We start from the raw sequence: 17,011 nt of genomic DNA, 5'->3' as shown, positions 1-17,011 counted from the left end.
GGACGGGGGCGGAGAAACCCGGGTGCATGGGGCTAGTCCTGCTTCGCCCTGGCGTGGGCGACCATGTCGTCCCACTCGACGATCTTCTTGCGCTCGCGGCCCTCGGCCTCGCCGGCCCTGCGCTCCGCGGCGTCGAGCCGGTGCCAGCCGTCCCACGTCGTGTACTCGATGCCCTTGCCGCTGAGGAACTCGAGGACGGCATCCTCGTCCGGGTTGGCGGCCGGAGCCAGGGTGCCGTTCGCCCAGTCGGCCAGCAGCATCTCGGTGGTCTCCTTGGCGTCGCCCTTGGTGTTGCCGATGAGGCCCACCGGGCCGCGCTTGATCCAGCCCGTCGTGTAGTAGCCGGCGATCGGTGCGCCGGACTCCGGGTCGAGGACGTGTCCGCCGTCGTTCGGGATGACGTTGCGGGAGGTGTCGAACGGGATACCGGTCACGGGATCGGAGCGGTAGCCCACGGCACGGTAGACGGCCTGGACGTCCCAGGTGGTGTACTTGCCGGTGCCGCGGACATTGCCGGTTCCGTCGAGTTCGGTGCGCTCGGTGGTGAACCCGACGACGTGGCCGTCCTCGCCGATGATCTCGACCGGGGACTCGAAGAAGTGGATGAACAGCTTGTGCGGAGCACCCTTCGGATCGCGGATCGCGTACTGCTCGATGACGGAGCAGACGAGGTCGGTGGTCTTCGAGTTGCGGCGGGCCTCGATGGAGGCCTCGTCGTAGTCGATGTCCTCGGGATCGACGACGACCTCGATGGTGTCGGAGTGGTCGAGCTCCTTGAGCTCCAGCGGGGTGAACTTCGCCTGGGCGGGACCGCGGCGACCGAAGACGTGGACCTCGGTGGCCTGATTGTTCTTCAGGCACTCGTAGACGTTGTCCGGGATCTCGGTGACGTGGAGTTCATCACCGGTCTTGGCGAGGACGCGGGCGATGTCTAGTGCGACGTTGCCGACGCCGACGACGGCTACGGATTTCGCGGACAGGTCCCACTCGCGGGAGAAGTCGGGGTTGCCGTCGTAGAAACCGACGAACTCTCCGGCGCCGTAGTGCTCGGGGAGGTCGGAGCCCGGGATGTCGAGATCCCGGTCGCCCGTCGCGCCCGTGGAGAAGACCACGGCGTCGTAGTACTCCTTCAGTTCCTCGACGGTGACGTCACTGCCGATGTCGACGTTGCCGAGGAGGCGCAGCTCCGGCTTGTCCAGCACCTTGTGCAGTGACATCACGATGCCCTTGATGCGCGGGTGATCGGGGGCGACGCCGTAGCGGATAAGCCCGAACGGCGCGGGCATGCGCTCGTAGAGGTCGATGGCGACATCGGTGTCGGACTTCATCAGCAGATCGGAGGCGTAGATGCCGGCTGGGCCGGCTCCGATCACGGCTACCCGGAGGGGACGAGACATATCAGTGGACATCCTTGGTGAAATCGTCGAGGACAGAACGGAAAATAGACAGCTCTGACTACTGTACGCGGTCGGTGCGGAATCATGCCAGGATATCCTTCACGCGCACCCATGTCGGTGGTCCGGGTCACGTTTTCCCGCCCAGTTTCCGTCCAGGCGTGTTCCGACGTCCGGAACGGGACCTCCGTGGGCGGGGGATTCGACCGGGGTCGCCCCCGTGGTTGGGGGTGTGGAACTTCACGCCGGGGCCCCGCGGGGCTGTGTACAGGGGTGTTCCCGGAGGTTTTCGGGTGAGACGTCGTTCCGGTGGCGCCCGGGTCACCGGTTTCGGGTGTCCGGCCGGGTTTCCGTGTCTAAACTATGTAGTGAATCACAGACAACGACAGAAGCCAGCCTGTGCCACAATGCAGGTGTCCCGGCCGCATGACGCGTCACGCTGTGGCCGCATGCGCCAGCGCGACACACAGAAAGGACTCCACGTGACTTCCTCCCCCCGCCCGGTGCTGCTCACCGCAGCCGGCCGCAACCTCAACGGGATCGACACCGCCCCCCTCGCAGAGCACCTGGGTCTGGAGGTTCGGCCGTTGATCGACGGGGAGGTGTCGGTGTCCGCTGTCATCGGGTCAGATCCGCTGGGGTCCGGCGCCGCGCTGCTCGTCGGAACCGGAAGCATTGACTTCGACTCCCGGTGTGCCGCGGCCCTCGGGGTGCCGCTGCTCATCGCCACCGGCCCGGACTCGACGCTCGCGGACCTCGCGGTCGCCGAGGCCGAGGCCCACGGCGCCAGCGTCGTCACGCTCACCGACCCGGCGGACGGAGCCGCGCTGGACGCCGCCGCGTCCGGTCTGCGTGCCGCCGCCCCGGAGCCGGTGATGAGCCCCGCGCTCTTCGAGCACTGGCTGCTCGGTCAGGCGCGCGCGAAGCGCACGCACATCGTCCTCCCCGAGGGCGAGGACGACCGGATCCTGACCGCAGCCCACCAGCTGCTGGCGGAGGACGTCTGCGAGCTGACGATCCTCGGCGACGTCGAGGACGTCCGGCGCCGCGCCGCGGATCTCGGACTCGATCTCTCCGCCGCACACCTGGTCGACCACCTGACCGACCCCGACGCCGAGGTGTTCGCCGAGGAATTCGCCGAGCTGCGCAAGGCCAAGGGCGTCACCCTCGAGCAGGCGCGCGAGACCATGCGGGACATCTCCTACTACGCCACCATGATGATCCACACCGGCCGCGCCGACGGCATGGTCTCCGGTGCCGCGCACACCACCGCGCACACCATCAAGCCGTCGCTCCAGATCATCAAGACCGCGCCGGGTGTGAGCTTCGTGTCCTCGATCTTCCTCATGGTGCTGCAGGGCAGGCTGTGGTCCTTCGGTGACTGCGCCGTCATGCCCAACCCCACCGCCGCAGAGCTCGGTGAGATCGCCGTGGTCTCCGCACGTACCGCCGCACAGTTCGGCATCGACCCGAAGGTCGCCGTCCTGTCCTACTCCACCGGCAGCTCCGGAAGCGGCGAGGACGTCGACCGCGCGACCCAGGCCGTCGCCGCCGCCCGGGAACTCGATCCGTCGGTCGCCGTCGACGGACCGCTCCAGTTCGACGCCGCCGTCGATGCCGGGGTTGCGAAGAAGAAGATGCCCGAATCCACCGTCGCAGGTCGGGCCAACGTCCTCGTGTTCCCCGACCTCGAGGCCGGGAACATCGCCTACAAGGCGGTCCAACGCACCGCTGACGCCCTCGCAGTCGGCCCCGTGCTGCAGGGCCTGAAGAAACCCGTCAACGACCTCTCCCGTGGCGCGACCGTGCGTGACATCGTCAACACCGTCGCCATCACCGCGATCCAGGCAGGAGCCAAGTAATGTCCGACCTCGCACTCGTCCTCAACTCGGGGTCGTCCTCCATCAAGTTCCAGCTGGTGGACCCGCAGCGGCACGCCACCGACGAACCCTTCGCCTCCGGACTCGTCGAGCAGATCGGCGAACCGGAGGGGCGCGTCACCCTGAAGTACGCGGGGGAGACCTACACCACCACCGCGCCGATCCCGGACCACAACGTCGGTCTGGACATGGCGTTCGAGCTGATGAACGAACAGGGCTGCGGCCCCGCCGAGGTGGAGATCACCGCCGTCGGGCACCGTGTCGTCCACGGCGGCATCCTGTTCTCCTCACCCGAGATCATCACCGACGAGATCCTCGGCATGATCCGGGACCTGATCCCGCTCGCACCCCTGCACAACCCGGCGAACATCAACGGCATCGAGGTCGCCCGCAGGATCCTCCCCGATGTCCCGCACGTCGCGGTGTTCGACACCGGCTTCTACCACTCCATGCCGCCCGCGGCCGCGCTCTACGCGATCAACAAGGACGTCGCAGCGGAGCACGGCATCCGCCGCTACGGTTTCCACGGCACCAGCCACGAGTACGTCTCCAGGCATGTCCCGGAGATGCTCGGTATGCCCGCCGGGGAGGTCAACCAGATCACCCTGCACCTGGGCAACGGTGCATCGGCCACCGCGGTCCGCGGCGGCCGCGCGATCGACACCTCCATGGGCATGACCCCGCTCGCGGGCCTCGTCATGGGAACCCGCTCCGGCGACATAGATCCCGGCATCGTCTTCCACCTGCACCGCTCCGCGGGCATGTCCATCGACGAGATCGACCGCCTGCTCAACCGTGACTCCGGTGTGAAGGGCATCTCCGGGGTCAACGACTTCCGCGCGCTCGGTGAGCTCATCGAGGAGCACAACGAGGACGCGTTCCTCGCCTACAACGTCTACATCCACCAGCTGCGCCGCTACATCGGCAGCTACATGATCGCCCTCGGCCGGGTCGACGCGATCACGTTCACCGCCGGCGTCGGGGAGAACGCCGCGAACGTCCGTGCGGACGCTATGGCGAACCTGGAGAACTTCGGCATCCGTATCGATCCGGAGCGCAACGCCGAGCGCAGCAGCGCCGCCCGGCAGATCTCCACCGACGACTCCCCGGTCAAGGTCTTCGTCATCCCGACGAACGAGGAGCTGGCCATCGCCCGCTACGCGGTCGAGCTGGCCAACCGCAGCCGCTGAGTGGTCGGGGTGGACGGGGACGCTTGACTGTCCCCGTCCACCCGTCATGTCACGGACCCGGTGCCACGACGGTGCGGCGGGGTGGGAACCGGCGTTCCCGGGCGCGCCACACATGCACCCCGGCCGCACCGCCCGACCCGCCCGGCCGGATGATCGGGCATCCGACGCCCGGACCGTCGCCTCTCCCGGTGCCGGCCCGGGGCCTCAGATGCCGACGTCGAGGTCGTTGAAGTCCTCCAGCTTCGCGCCCTCGGCGCGCTTCTTCTCGTAGAACCTCTTGCGCGCCCGGTCGATCTCGTCGTTGCCGACACCGATGCGCCAGTATCCGGCGACGCTGACCCGGGACTTGTCCATGCCGACCTCGTCGCGGAAGTAGCTGCGGATCGAGGCCATCTCCGCGCGCTCCCCGGCCGCCCACACGACGTACGAGGTGGGATTCTCCAGTGCCCTCGCGCACGTGGACAACGGCTGGGGATCTCCTGTGTCCTCCGGGTCGATGTGGGTCAGTCGGAGGTCACCGGGGAGCGTGATCTCGTTGACTGCGGCCCTGTCCCCGGCGACGAGATAGAGCTCGCCGGGGAGTTTCCCGGCGGTGCGGTCGAAGATGCTGACGAGCGCGGGAATGGCGGTGGCGTCCGCGAACAGTGCGACAGGTTCGTCCTGCTCGCGGGGTGGGATGGTGAAGTGCACCCTGGGGCCGGTGAGCGAGAACTCCATGCCGACGTGGGCGTCGCGGCTGAACAGCATCATCGGCGAGTCGTGCCCGTGCTGGACGATGTCGACGACCACCTCCCCGGTGTCCTCCAGGAAGTCGCGCACCGTGTAGACGCGGGTGTGGTCGCCGTACCGTTCGGACAGATACAACCGTATCGCCACGTTGGCGCTCCTCCACGCCGGATTGGCGCCCGCCCCGGGTATTCTCGCCGTGATCCGGACGATGGACGGGCAGGGTTCGGACACGGAGGTGATCACCGCGGTGTGGTCGTCGATGTCTCGGTCGTGCTCACTGTTGCGCAGGTGGACCGGGGGCTGCCCGGTGTAGAACCTGTTCGCGGCACCCGGTGCCGCCGGTGCCGTGGCGGGGGTCGCGGCGTCGTCGGGGTTGTTCGTCATGGGCTTTCATCCTCGAATCGTCTCTGGATCGTCTCGGTGGTGTCGGTGGCGTTGTGCGGTGGATCAGTTGCTCGCCGGTGGCCCACCTCCTGCGCCGCCGCTGCGGGCGCGGGGCACGATGAGGGGCCTGCCGGTGTCCGGATCCCGCAGGATGCGGGCGTCGAGGTCGAAGACCTCGCGGAGCACGTCGAGGGTGAACACGTCGTCGGGATTTCCCCGGGTGACGACGCGACCGCTCTTCATGGCGATGATGTGGGTCGCGTAGCGTGCGGCCATGTTCAGGTCGTGCAGGACCGCGACGAGTGTCCGGCCCCGCGAGTGCAGGGCGGCACACAGGTCGAGGACGTCGGTCTGTGTGGAGACGTCGAGGAACGTGGTCGGCTCGTCGAGCAGCATGACCCGTGTGTCCTGGGCCAGCACCATCGCGATCCAGGCCCGTTGCCGCTGCCCGCCGGAGAGCTCGTCGAGGCGTTCTCCGGCGAGATCCGCGAGCCCGGTGCGGATGAGGGCGTCGTCGACCGCGCGTTCATCGGCGGCGGAGAACTGGGACAGGATGTGCTGGTGCGGGTAGCGGCCCCTGCTGACGAGGTCGGCGACGGTGATGCCCTGCGGGTGGACCGGGGACTGGGGGAGTACACCGACGGCCCGGGCGATACGCTTCGTCGAAATCCGGGACATGTCCGCTCCGTCGAGGAGAACGCGGCCCCGGGTGGGTTTCAGCATCCGGGAGAAGGTCTTCAGCAGCGTCGATTTGCCGCATCCGTTGGGACCGATGATCGCGGTGAACTCCCGGTGCGGGAGATCCAGACTGAGGTCGCGGATGATGGCGTCCCTGTCGTAGCCGACGGTCACGTTCTCCAGCGCGAGGCGCACCGGTTCCGGCGGGTCCGTGTCCCGACCGTGGGCCGGCCGGTGGTCGGGGAGCGGGTGGTGTGGGGTGCGCGTCATCGTGTCACGTCCTCGTCGATGATCGGGTGAGCAGTATCAGGAGGTACGCGCCGCCGAGAACACCGGTGACGAGCCCGACCGGGGCGCGCAGGCCGATGTCGATGTGCTGGGTCGCGTGGTCGGCGAGCAGGAGCAGCACCGCGCCCGTGACGAAGGAGTGCAGGATCGTGACCCCGGGGATGCGGGTGATGAATCGTGCGATGTGGGGGCCGGCCAGCGCGATGAACGCGATCGGGCCGGCGACGGCCGTCGCGGTGCAGGCGGCCAGCGTCGCGAGGATGATCGCGGTGAACCGGGTGCGTTCCACCGGCACACCGAGGCCGGATGCCGCGGAGTCACCGAGCTCGATGGCGTCCACACCACGCCGCAGCACCGTCAGACCGGGGATGAGGACTACCGTCGCGAGAAGCACCGAGCGGGCGTGCTCCCAGCCGCGGCCGGACAGCGATCCGGCGCGCCAGTCCTGCACCTGTGTCGCGAGACGGATGTCCGCGGTCAGCAGCATGAGGTCCAGGACCGCCGACACCGTCGCGGCGACACCGATTCCGACGAGGACCAGCCGGATCCCGTTCGCGGATCCGCGGGTCCGGGCGAGCGTGTAGACGATCGCCGCCGTGAGCAGGCCGCCTGTCGCTGCGGCGAGTGCGACGGGTAGCACGTCGGGGGACACGAACAGGATGGTCAGGCCCGCGGCTGTGGCGGCACCCGCGGTGAACCCGATGATGTCCGGGGAGCCCAGGACATTGCGGCTCAGGGACTGGAACACCGCGCCGGACACACCGAGCAGGCCGCCGACGCACGCCGCCGTCAGCGCCCGGGGCAGGGCCCGTGACCGGACGGACCGGATCGATCGCGCGTCACCGTCGCCGAGGACGGCCCGCAGGGTCTGTTCGGGCGAGAGATCGGCACGGACGGACATCAGGGCGAAGAGGATGACGGCGGCGAGGACGACCAGTCCGAGTACACCGACGACGGCTGCCCTCGGGGAGTAGGTGACCGACACCGGACCGATGCGTACGGCGTGGATCACCGAGCCACTGATCCTCCGATCTGACGGACTCACAGGCCCACCGCCTTCCGCGAGCGCACCAGCGCGATGAACACCGGCCCGCCGAGCAGTGCGGTGGCGATGCCCGTCTGCAGTTCCGCGGGGGCGATGATCACCTTGCCGGCGACATCCGTGGCCACCAGCAGAGCCGGTCCGATCGCCATGATCGCCGGGATGAGAACCCGGTTGTCCGGTCCGGTCAGTCTCCGCGCGAGGTGCGGCGCAGCCAGACCCACGAAGGAGATCGGTCCGGCCGCGGCGGTCGCCGCGCCGGCCAGCATGACCACCGCGACCGCGGTGGTCAGACGGACCAGGCCGATCCGTACACCGAGGCCCACCGCGGACTCGTCCCCCAGACCCATGGCGTTGAGGGGGCGGGCCAGCAGGAGGGCGAGGGCACAGCCGACGGCGACGAACGGCAGCACGGCCGTCAGTACATCCGGTCCCCTGCCCTGGAGAGAACCGATCGCCCAGAACCGGAAGTGCTCGAAGATGGTGTAGTTGCTGAGCAGGATCATCGAGATGACCGAACTCAAGGCCATGGTGATCGCCGCGCCCGCGAGCGCGAGCCGCGCCGGGGACGCCGCGCCCCCGGGTACCGAACCCAGCAGGTAGACCACCACGGACACGACGCCTGCTCCGGCGAAGGCCCACCACACGTACCCGGACACGTCGGTGACTCCGACGTACCCGATGGCGACGCACACGGCCAGGGACGCCCCCGCGTTGATCCCGAGGATGCCGGGATCGGCGAGCGGATTTCGCGTCAGCGCCTGCACGAGTCCTCCGGCGAGCCCGAGGCACAGGCCCACGACCAGCCCCAGCGCGATCCGGGGAAGGCGCGATCTCACGACGATGAGATGGTCGGGGTCCGTCGGGTCGAAGGCGGTGACGGCACCGATGACCACGGACGGCTCAACCGGATGCGAACCGGTGAACAGTCCGGCGAGGGTAGCGACGAACATGACGGTGAGGCTTCCGCAGATCACGGCCCACATGCGGCCCCGGTGGGTACGGGGGCGGTCGTGCGGGAGGGGGATCGGCATGGTGGACTGTGCTGAACTAGCCGGTCAGCTGTTCGACGAGGGAGTCGATGGTGAGCAGCGCCGAGTAGTAGTCCAGGCGCCAGGAGTACTCGCCGAAGACGAAGACGTTGGCGTTCTCGACGGCGGGGGCCGTGGAAACCAGCGGGTCCCCGGAGAACGCGGCGACCGGTGACTCGGTTCCCGTCTGCATGAGGAAGACGCTGCCGACGTCGGCCAGCGCCGCAGCCATGTTCTCCCGGCTGACCATGCGCATGTCGGGTCGCACCTTCGTCGACGTCTCCTCGGGGACGTCGGTGACGGTGATACCCAGGTCCTGCAGGATCTGGCCGTGCTGGGTGTCCGGACCCGGAACCGCGAGCCCCTCCGCCGCGCGGTAGAAGCCCACGACCGCGGGCTCGGCGGGCGGGGTGATCTCGGCCGCGGCCCGCTCCACCTTCTCCTCGTAGTCGGCGATGAGTTCCTCGGCCTTCTCCCCGGTGCCCGTGACCTCCCCCAGCATGCGGGTCTGCTCCTGCCAGGACATGTCGAGGTAGTCGACCATCACCGTCGTCGTTATGTCCTGCAGCTGCGCGTACTCGTCGTTCACGGCGTCCCCGCCGACGACCGAACCGATGATCAGATCCGGATCGAAGGAGTCGACGGCGTCCAGGTTGATGTCGAGACGCGGGTACGCGACCTCCACCCCACGCTCGTGGGCGATCTCGGCCCACTGCATGAAGAATCCGTCGTCGTCGGTCAGATCCGTGACGGGTGCCGCGGCGGTGGCCACGACCGGAACCCCCAGCGCCAGCAGTGTCCCGGTCATCGACGGCGACGTCGAGACGATGCGCTGCGGCTTCTCCTCGATGGTGACCTCACCCCTGGCGTCGGTCACCGTGCGGGGGAACGCCGCCGCCTCCGCGGCCGATGCCCCGGAGCTGTCTGTCGTGCCCGAGGTCGCCGGTGTCGTGTCGGGCGTCGTGGCCCCGTCCCCTCCGGAGCATCCGGTCATGGTGGCCACACCCAGTGCCGCCACGGTGAGCACGGTGGTCGCGTGCCTGGCCATCTTCACCATCGGTTGATCACACCCCTGTCGTTGTCGAATTGGTCCTCACCCACCGTCTCCCGCGTCGGCGACGGGAAATGTGTCGGCACGGGGGGACGGACGGCGGGAAGTGAACGGAAGGTTGGCCTAACCTTAGGATGGGGTGTCGGGCTTCGGTCGGCTCGAGGCGTCAAGTTTTTAACATCGTCGTGGGGTCGTACCGCAGCTGGTGGTTGGTTCGGCGACGGACGGGGAGAGGAGGGGACGATGACGGTCCCGCAACGGGTCCGCAGAGGTCCGGTCGAGGGGAGCTCCCGGTGTGCCAGACGCGCGCTCATCGTGTGGGTCTACGCCGGAACCGCCGGTGTGGATACGGCGGTGGGGACGACCCGGTTGTCGGCCGGACAGGTGATGCTCATCGCCGCGGGTCTGCGCTACAGGATCCGTGGCGGCGAGGATGCTGTGGTCATCCCCGTCGAGCTTCCGGGAGAGCTGGCGGTCGCGGTGTCCACCCGAACCGCTGTCGCCGCTCTGCCGGAACAGCTCCGGCTGCGTCTTCTGTTCGAGTTCGCCCAGAACCTGGGGTATCTGAGGCCCGATGTGGAACGCACCGACTTCCTGCGGTGTCTCGTCGCGGAGATCATCGCCGCCCAGTCCGATGCGGTGCCGGTGCCCGTGGCTCCGCAACCGCTCTCGGCGGAGGCGACCGCCGTGGCAGGGACGGTCATGGCCGATCTCTCCGTCAACCACAGTGTTGCGCAACTCGCGGACATCGCCGGCGTGTCCGTGCGGACACTGCAGCGGAGATTCCGCGCGGAAACCACGTTGAGCGTCAGCCGGTGGATCACCCGGGTCCGGCTCAACGAGGCCGTCGCCCTCATCGCGCGTGGTCGTGGCCTGCAGTTCGCGGCCCATGCCACCGGATACCCGGGCGCGAGTGAACTCATCCGTGCCTACCGTGCCGAGACGGGGACCACTCCGGTCGCCGCACTCTCCGGGGGCGGACGGGCTTCCGTCGGTGAGATCAGGTTGGACGACCCCGGTGTGCCGGAAAATGAGACCTGGCTCAACATCAATGGTGGGGACATCGTCGTCTGGTTGGTCACCGGGCGGGCCACCGTCACCACGGACCGGTGCACCATCGGCATCGTGGAGGGCCAGGGGGTGGTGCTTCCCGCCGGCGTCGCGGTCCATGTGGCGATGGAGGCGGGCACACTACTACTCCCGCTCGGGTTCCGGTACCCCGACGGCAACGGGTCCGCCGGTGCGGCACGGGTGCCCACCGTCGTCGATTTCTCCGGCTTCGCTCCCGTCGATCTGCTGCGAACGGTGGTCTCCACGTACACGCACATAACGGTCGAGGGGGCCCGTCACGACGACATCTTCCGGAGTGTCCCCGGTGCCCGTGAGGAGCCACCTGCGGGGGAGATCAACCGATCCGGCCAGCGGGCGTGTGTCCGTGGCGACGGGGTCAGCCGTCAGCGCCACAGCTATGTCCGTCGGATGACCCTCGCCCGCATACTCCTGGCGCAGGGCAGGAGTCCCACGGAAACGGCGCGCACCCTGCGTTACTCCCATGCCGCCGCGTTCACCAGGGCGTTCCTCGCCGAGCACGGTATGACCCCCAAGCGGTACGCGCAATTGACCGGTGCCCGGCCGGGGCCCGTACTGGCGGACGAACCCGTCGTGGTCCCCGCCCGCCCCGGGCCGCCGGTTGATTCCCGGCCCCCGGATGCGTGAACCCGTAGTCGTCGTCCCCGTCCGGACGCGCCGCGCCACGTTCTGCACCGGTCACGGTGCGCGCCGGGGCCCGGAACGTGGCCAAACGGAGGATTATCGGGTACTGTTTTCAACAGTGTTCCGATGGTGGTCCTCCGGGCGTGCATTCTGCTGCTGTTCACGCGATGTTGGGTACCCGGATCCCGTGCCTTTTACGGTCGGTTAACCCTGGGGTGGTCGACTGATGGAGTCCCGAAACGACGAGAGATCCGCATCGTCCCTCAGTTCCGCCATCTCCGACACGGAAAGCCTGACACATGACCGCCAAGGAACGCCGAACACAGAAACAAGCGACACGCGCCGTCGTGGGGGCCCTCCTCACCGCGGCCCTCGCGGTCGTCCTCCCCGTCAGCGCGGGTGCAGACCCCGAGCGGGTCCCCGCCGCTGAGAAAGCTCCGGTCACCGGACCGGGAGGTCAGTACAACGGCCCGGAGAAGTGCAATCCCATCGCCGAGGACGGAACGGTCCGCGCACTGAAACCCGGCGAGTGCGCCCAGTTCGGAACCGTCGGGCAGAAACGGACCGAGAATCACGCCAGGAACGTCATCCTCATCATCGGTGACGGCATGGGGCAGCAGGAGATCACCGCCGCCCGCAACTATCTCAAGGGTGCCGCCGGCCGTTTCGAGGGGCTGGACGCCTTCACCTCCACCGGTGCCTACACCCACCACTCCGTGGACCGGGACGGCTCCTTCAACTACGTCACCGACTCCGCGGCATCGGCGACCTCCTGGACGACGGGCATCAAGACCTACAACGGCGCCATCGGCGTCGACCTCGAGCAGAAGCCGGTGGAGAACCTCCTCGAGAAGGCCAAGAAGGCCGGGATGCGCACCGGCAACGTCAGCACCTCGGAGATCGAGGACGCCACCCCGGCCGCATTCGTCGCCCACGCCTTCAACCGCAAGTGCTACGGTCCGCAGGAGGAGGAGAACTCCAAGGCCTGCCAGGGGGAGGCGTTCGCCGCCCAGTACCGGCACAACGGTGGACTCGGGTCCATCGCCGAACAGATCGTCGACGCCCGCCCCGACGTCACCCTCGGCGGTGGCCTGGCGGCATTCGACCAGGAGGTCATCCACGCGGGGGAGGGCAGATCACCGTTCCTGCCCACCACGACCACCTGGACCGCCGGAAAAACGGTGCTGGACAACGCCGCTGACAACGGCTTCACCGTCATCCGTACGGCAACGGAACTCGACTCCGTCACCGCCGCCGACCAGAACACCCCGGTGCTCGGACTGTTCGACGACGGAAACATGATCACCCGCTACGCCCCATCCAAGGCCACCGCCGACGGCGGATCCGGCCGCCCCATGGAGTGCGAGGCCCAGGACACCGGGGGACAGCCCGAACTCGTCGACATGATGACGAAGGCCATCGAGCTCCTCGATGATCCGGAGTCGGACAAGGGATTCCTGCTCCAGGTCGAGGCCGCCTCCATCGACAAGCGCTCCCACGCCGCCGACGCCTGCGGCATGATCGGTGAGGTCGAACGCCTCGACGAGACCGTGAAAGCCGCGCTCGACTTCGCGAAGAAGGACGGCAACACCCTCGTCGTCGTCACCGCCGACCACGCCCACTCCACCGAGATCATCTACGACGGACAGGACTCCGTCGCCGCGACCACACGCCTGCGCACCGGGGAAGGCTCCTCACAGACCATCGCCTACGGCAGCCTCCCGCTGCAGGAGCTCGCGGACAACCCGAAGGCTTCCCAGCAGCACAACGGCTCGCAGCTCCGCGTCGCCGCCTACGGGCCCGGTGAGGAGAACGTGATCGGACAGACCGACCAGACCGACCTCTTCTTCACCGTCGCCAACGCCCTGCGGATCAACGACGTCCCCACCATCGGGGCGTCCGTTCCCACGGAGAAATCCGCCACCACCTACAAACCGGGAACAGGCGACCGCAACACGCCGGCTGACCCCCTCGTCACCTGCTACAGGGTCGGCGACGACGGGTACGTCTCCGGCCCGGGCGACTGCGCCCAGTTCGCGAAGGAGGGACAGGGCCTCGACGACGAGAAGGCGAAGAACGTGATCCTGTTCATCGGCGACGGCATGGGGGACAGCGAGATCACCTCGGCCCGCAACTACCTCCATGGAGCGAACGGGCGGCTACCCGGGATCGATGCGCTGCCCTATACCGGCTACTACACGACGTTCGCGCTCGACCCCGAGCTCGGCGGTCCCACCTACGTCACCGACTCCGCGGCGTCGGCCACCGGCTGGGCCACCGGCACCAAGACCTACAACGGTGGACTCGGCATCAGGGTCGACGGCACCCCGGTGCCCAACATCATCGAGCTGGCCAAGGCGAAGGGACTGAAGACCGGCAACGTCACCACCGCCGAGATCCAGGACGCCACCCCGGCGGCGGTCGGCAGCCACGCACTCAACCGCAAGTGCTACGGACCGGAATACGACAAGAACAACAGGACCTGCCAGGGCGAGGGCTTCGAGAAGCAGTTCCGCGAGTACGGTGGCCTCGGCTCCATCTCCGAGCAGCTCATCGACACCCGGGCCGACATCACCCTCGGCGGCGGAGCGAAGTACCTCGAGCAGACCGTCCAGGCCGGTGGCGACTGGGACGGACACACCTGGACCAAGGGTGACTCCGTCCTCGACAACGCCCGCAGTCAGGGCTTCACCGTCGTCACCTCCGCCGACGAACTCGACGCCGTCAAGGAGGCCGACCAGGACGCCCCGGTCCTCGGCATCTTCGCCGAGGGCAACCTGCCCCGGGTCTGGGAGCAGAGCATCCCGACCGTCGAACCCGCCGTCGGGCAGGGTGTGCGCTGCACCGAGAACCCCGAACGCGGTGACGAGGTGCCCACCCTCGCGCAGATGACCACCAAGGCGCTCGACCTGCTGCGCAACGACAACGGATTCCTCGTCCAGATCGAGTCCGCGTCCGTCGACAAGGCCGACCACGACGCGGACATCTGCGGCCAGATCGGCGAGGCGCAGCAGCTCGATGACGCGATCCGGGCGGCCCGCGACTGGGTCCGGGAATCCGGCGAACCGACCCTCATCATCACCACCGCCGACCACGCCCACACCTCGCAGATCACCGCGAACGACCGGGCGACCGCCGGACGCACCACCAAGCTGGTCACCGCCGACGGTGACGAGATGACCGTCAACTACGCCACCGCCAAGTCGAACGACGACGAAGAGGCACTCGGTTCCCAGACCCACACCGGGGCCCAGCTGCGGGTAGCCGCCGAAGGCCCCGGGGCCGCCAATGTCGTCGGGCAGATCGACCAGACCGACATCCACTACGTCATCGCCAACGCCCTCGACCTGGACACCGACGGTGCCGGAATCAACCTCGCCGGACGCTGGGAGGCGACCGAAACAGACGCCCCCGACACCTCGACGGAGGCACAGGAGACAACCGGCACCCCCACCAGCTCCTCCACCAAGATGTGGATCGCCCTCGGCTTCCTCGCCCTGGTCATCCTCATCGCCGTCACCGCTTTCGTCACCGGCCGTCGACGCACCAACGCCCGGGGCTAGAAGGGAAACGACATGGACGGAAACCCGGATCGGACCGACCACCACGGCCACGAGCACGATGAGCGCATCGACGGTGGCCCGGTGACCGGTCCGGGTTTCGCGGCCCAGATCATCGCGGTCCTGTGGCTGCTGACCGGGGCGCTCGTCCTCGCGCTGCTCGTGAGCGGCCGGATATCCACCTACATCAGAACCTTCTGGCAGCCGCTCACCCTCACCGTCGGACTCCTCATCACGGCACTCGCGATCTCGGTCCTGTGGCTCGGGGCGCGGCGGGAGAACCACGGGGGCGGTGGACGGGCGGCGGTGTCACCGATCGCCTGGCTCGTGTTCGTCCCGTTCCTGCTCGTCGTCATCGGGGCCCCCTCCCCGCTCGGCGCGGCGATGCTCGACAACACCGCCAGCGGAACCGAACGTGACGCGGCACTCGCCGGGAACGGGGGCCGGGTGGACGTCGCACGTGGGGGCGTCACCTTCGAGCCGCTGTCCGACAGCGGGGTCAACGAACTCAACCTCGACGACCTCCACAACCGGTACTCCTACGGCGAACTGGCGGATCTCGGGGGAAAGCGCATCAAGGTCCTCGGATTCATCTCCCACGGCGGGGCCGCCAGCTTCGACGACAGCGGGCGGGAGGCTTCCACCGACGGACAGAAGGTGATGGTCAACCGCTACAAGATCTTCTGCTGCGCCGCCGACGCTGTCGCCTACTCCGCCACACTCGCCGGTGGCACGGATCTGCCCGACGACACGTGGGTCGAGGTGGTCGGCACGGTCGACACCGACGCCTCCACCTCACACCTCGTCCTCGACCCAGAATCGATCACCGAGACCAAGGAACCGAGGATCCCGTACCTGTGAGCACCACCACCACACCGAAAGCCGCGGACACCGGCCGGGCCGGCCGCGTCACCCCCAGGCAGCTCGCGCTCTGGGAATTCACCGCACTCGGGCTCATCGTCGTGCTGTGGACCCAGTTCGGCACCGGTCCGACCAGCGCCGTCGACCCGCTCTGGAACATGGGTGGCGCCGTCGAATCCTGGGCCGCGATCACGGTCGCCGTGGCGATCCAGGCGCTGCCGTTCCTCGTGCTCGGGGTCACCGTGTCCGCGGTGATCGCGGCGTTCGCGCCACCCGGTTTCCTGCAGCGCATCACCCCGCGCAACAGTTTCCTCGCCGTGCCCGTCGCCGGCTCCGTCGCCATCGCCCTGCCCGGATGTGAGTGCGCCTCCGTGCCCGTCGCCCAGTCCTTCATGCGCAACGGGGTGTCCGGAGCCGCGGCGCTCGTGTTCATGCTCGCCTCCCCGGCGCTCAACCCGGTGGTCATCGTCTCCACGGCGGTGGCGTTCAACGCCCTGCCCGAGATGGCCTGGGCCCGGTTCATCGCGTCCTTCCTCGCGGTCCTCACCGCGGGCTGGCTGTGGATCATCCTCGGCCGCGACGACGAGATCCGGGTCACCGCCCCGGACGGCGCCGGCTTCGGCGGCTGCGCCGACGACCACTGCACCCACGACGCCACCGGGTCCGGGAAGCGGAGCTGGCAGTGGCGCCGGTTCCAGATGACCGCGCTCCACGACCTCACCCAGGCCGGGGGATTCCTCGTCCTGGGCGCGATGGTCGCGGCACTCATCAAGGTCACCGTCCCCGCCTCCTGGTTCGCCGACATCTCGCAGACCCCGCTGCTCGCCGTCCTCGTCATGGTGGGGCTCGCGATCCTGCTCTCCCTCTGCTCCGAGGCGGACGCCTTCGTCGCCGCGTCGTTCACCGCGGTCTCCCCGACCGCGCAACTCGCGTTCCTCGTCGTGGGCCCCATGGTCGACATCAAGCTGATCTCCATGCAGGCCGGTGCATTCGGGACGCGGTTCGTCCTCCGGTTCGTCCCCATGGTCCTGATCTGCGGTGTCCTGTCCGCGGTCGCGGTGGGCGCGGTCATCTTCGGGGTCCTGTGAGGCGGCATCGTTTTCCGGGACGTCCGGTGACGCGGCAGATCCCGTGTCACCACCGGTCACAGCGGGTCCGCCCGACGGAGACAGGTGTACCCCGGAACCGGCACGCCGCGTTCTCTTCCGCA

Annotated in this window: 12 protein-coding genes; 6 read left to right on the top strand and 6 right to left on the bottom strand. The window is 68.5% G+C overall.

Annotated elements, in window-relative coordinates; genetic code table 11:
* Window positions 1-32 precede the first annotated feature (32 nt).
* Window positions 33-1,397 (bottom strand): FAD-dependent oxidoreductase, encoded by a 1,365-nt coding sequence (locus KRX55_RS08380; protein ID WP_218407304.1) that lies wholly within the window; start codon window positions 1,395-1,397, stop codon window positions 33-35.
* A gap of 479 nt (window positions 1,398-1,876) precedes the next feature.
* Here KRX55_RS08380 and pta point away from each other — a divergent pair, with 479 nt between their 5' ends.
* Window positions 1,877-3,256, top strand: coding sequence for a phosphate acetyltransferase (pta, locus tag KRX55_RS08375; RefSeq protein WP_370625800.1), 1,380 nt, complete (start codon window positions 1,877-1,879; stop codon window positions 3,254-3,256).
* Window positions 3,256-4,464, top strand: coding sequence for an acetate kinase (locus KRX55_RS08370; protein WP_218407302.1), 1,209 nt, complete (start codon window positions 3,256-3,258; stop codon window positions 4,462-4,464). Before pta ends, KRX55_RS08370 begins: the two co-directional genes overlap by 1 nt.
* A 204-nt stretch (window positions 4,465-4,668) precedes the next feature.
* On the opposite strand, the gene KRX55_RS08365 is transcribed toward KRX55_RS08370, so the two are convergent.
* The 5 genes from KRX55_RS08365 to fepB all read right to left on the bottom strand — a co-directional run bounded on the left by KRX55_RS08365 (window position 4,669) and on the right by fepB (window position 9,664).
* A complete protein-coding gene (locus tag KRX55_RS08365) occupies window positions 4,669-5,577 on the bottom strand; it encodes a siderophore-interacting protein (RefSeq protein ID WP_218407301.1) in 909 nt (302 codons plus the stop codon).
* 63 nt (window positions 5,578-5,640) lie between these two features.
* Window positions 5,641-6,525, bottom strand: a complete 885-nt coding sequence (locus KRX55_RS08360) for an ABC transporter ATP-binding protein (protein ID WP_218407300.1) — start codon at window positions 6,523-6,525, stop codon at window positions 5,641-5,643.
* 4 nt (window positions 6,526-6,529) lie between these two features.
* Window positions 6,530-7,588 (bottom strand): FecCD family ABC transporter permease, encoded by a 1,059-nt coding sequence (locus KRX55_RS08355; RefSeq protein ID WP_218407299.1) that lies wholly within the window; start codon window positions 7,586-7,588, stop codon window positions 6,530-6,532.
* Window positions 7,585-8,619, bottom strand: coding sequence for a FecCD family ABC transporter permease (locus KRX55_RS08350; protein WP_218407298.1), 1,035 nt, complete (start codon window positions 8,617-8,619; stop codon window positions 7,585-7,587). The genes KRX55_RS08355 and KRX55_RS08350 overlap by 4 nt, the downstream gene beginning before the upstream one ends.
* Window positions 8,620-8,635: 16 nt before the next feature.
* Complete coding sequence (gene fepB, locus KRX55_RS08345; RefSeq protein ID WP_218407297.1) at window positions 8,636-9,664, bottom strand: Fe2+-enterobactin ABC transporter substrate-binding protein; 1,029 nt, start codon at window positions 9,662-9,664, stop codon at window positions 8,636-8,638.
* Between the two features lie 246 nt (window positions 9,665-9,910).
* On the opposite strand from fepB, the gene KRX55_RS08340 reads away from it, so the two are divergent.
* The 4 genes from KRX55_RS08340 to KRX55_RS08325 all read left to right on the top strand — a co-directional run bounded on the left by KRX55_RS08340 (window position 9,911) and on the right by KRX55_RS08325 (window position 16,889).
* Window positions 9,911-11,383, top strand: a complete 1,473-nt coding sequence (locus KRX55_RS08340; protein WP_218407296.1) for a helix-turn-helix transcriptional regulator — start codon at window positions 9,911-9,913, stop codon at window positions 11,381-11,383.
* Between the two features lie 296 nt (window positions 11,384-11,679).
* Window positions 11,680-14,943, top strand: a complete 3,264-nt coding sequence (phoA, locus tag KRX55_RS08335; RefSeq protein ID WP_218407295.1) for an alkaline phosphatase — start codon at window positions 11,680-11,682, stop codon at window positions 14,941-14,943.
* 12 nt (window positions 14,944-14,955) lie between these two features.
* Window positions 14,956-15,801, top strand: coding sequence for a TIGR03943 family putative permease subunit (locus tag KRX55_RS08330; RefSeq protein ID WP_218407294.1), 846 nt, complete (start codon window positions 14,956-14,958; stop codon window positions 15,799-15,801).
* Window positions 15,798-16,889: a permease gene (locus KRX55_RS08325; protein ID WP_370625799.1), complete on the top strand. Its 1,092-nt coding sequence runs from the start codon at window positions 15,798-15,800 to the stop codon at window positions 16,887-16,889. Before KRX55_RS08330 ends, KRX55_RS08325 begins: the two co-directional genes overlap by 4 nt.
* Window positions 16,890-17,011 lie beyond the last annotated feature (122 nt).

Source organism: Corynebacterium sp. TAE3-ERU16 (genome assembly GCF_019209935.1).
GTDB classification, from domain to species: Bacteria; Actinomycetota; Actinomycetes; order Mycobacteriales; family Mycobacteriaceae; genus Corynebacterium; species Corynebacterium antarcticum.
The sequence above is the reverse complement of the archived record's forward strand: the minus strand, read 5'-3'. Positions and strand labels throughout refer to the sequence as shown.

Coding starts and splice junctions, on each gene's coding strand:
- KRX55_RS08370 (WP_218407302.1), top strand. CDS start 3,256: ATGTCCGACCTCGCACTCGTCCTCAACTCGGGGTCGTCCTCCATCAAG.
- fepB (WP_218407297.1), bottom strand. CDS start 9,664: ATGGCCAGGCACGCGACCACCGTGCTCACCGTGGCGGCACTGGGTGTG.
- KRX55_RS08365 (WP_218407301.1), bottom strand. CDS start 5,577: ATGACGAACAACCCCGACGACGCCGCGACCCCCGCCACGGCACCGGCG.
- KRX55_RS08350 (WP_218407298.1), bottom strand. CDS start 8,619: ATGCCGATCCCCCTCCCGCACGACCGCCCCCGTACCCACCGGGGCCGC.
- KRX55_RS08360 (WP_218407300.1), bottom strand. CDS start 6,525: ATGACGCGCACCCCACACCACCCGCTCCCCGACCACCGGCCGGCCCAC.
- KRX55_RS08340 (WP_218407296.1), top strand. CDS start 9,911: ATGACGGTCCCGCAACGGGTCCGCAGAGGTCCGGTCGAGGGGAGCTCC.
- KRX55_RS08330 (WP_218407294.1), top strand. CDS start 14,956: ATGGACGGAAACCCGGATCGGACCGACCACCACGGCCACGAGCACGAT.
- KRX55_RS08380 (WP_218407304.1), bottom strand. CDS start 1,397: ATGTCTCGTCCCCTCCGGGTAGCCGTGATCGGAGCCGGCCCAGCCGGC.
- phoA (WP_218407295.1), top strand. CDS start 11,680: ATGACCGCCAAGGAACGCCGAACACAGAAACAAGCGACACGCGCCGTC.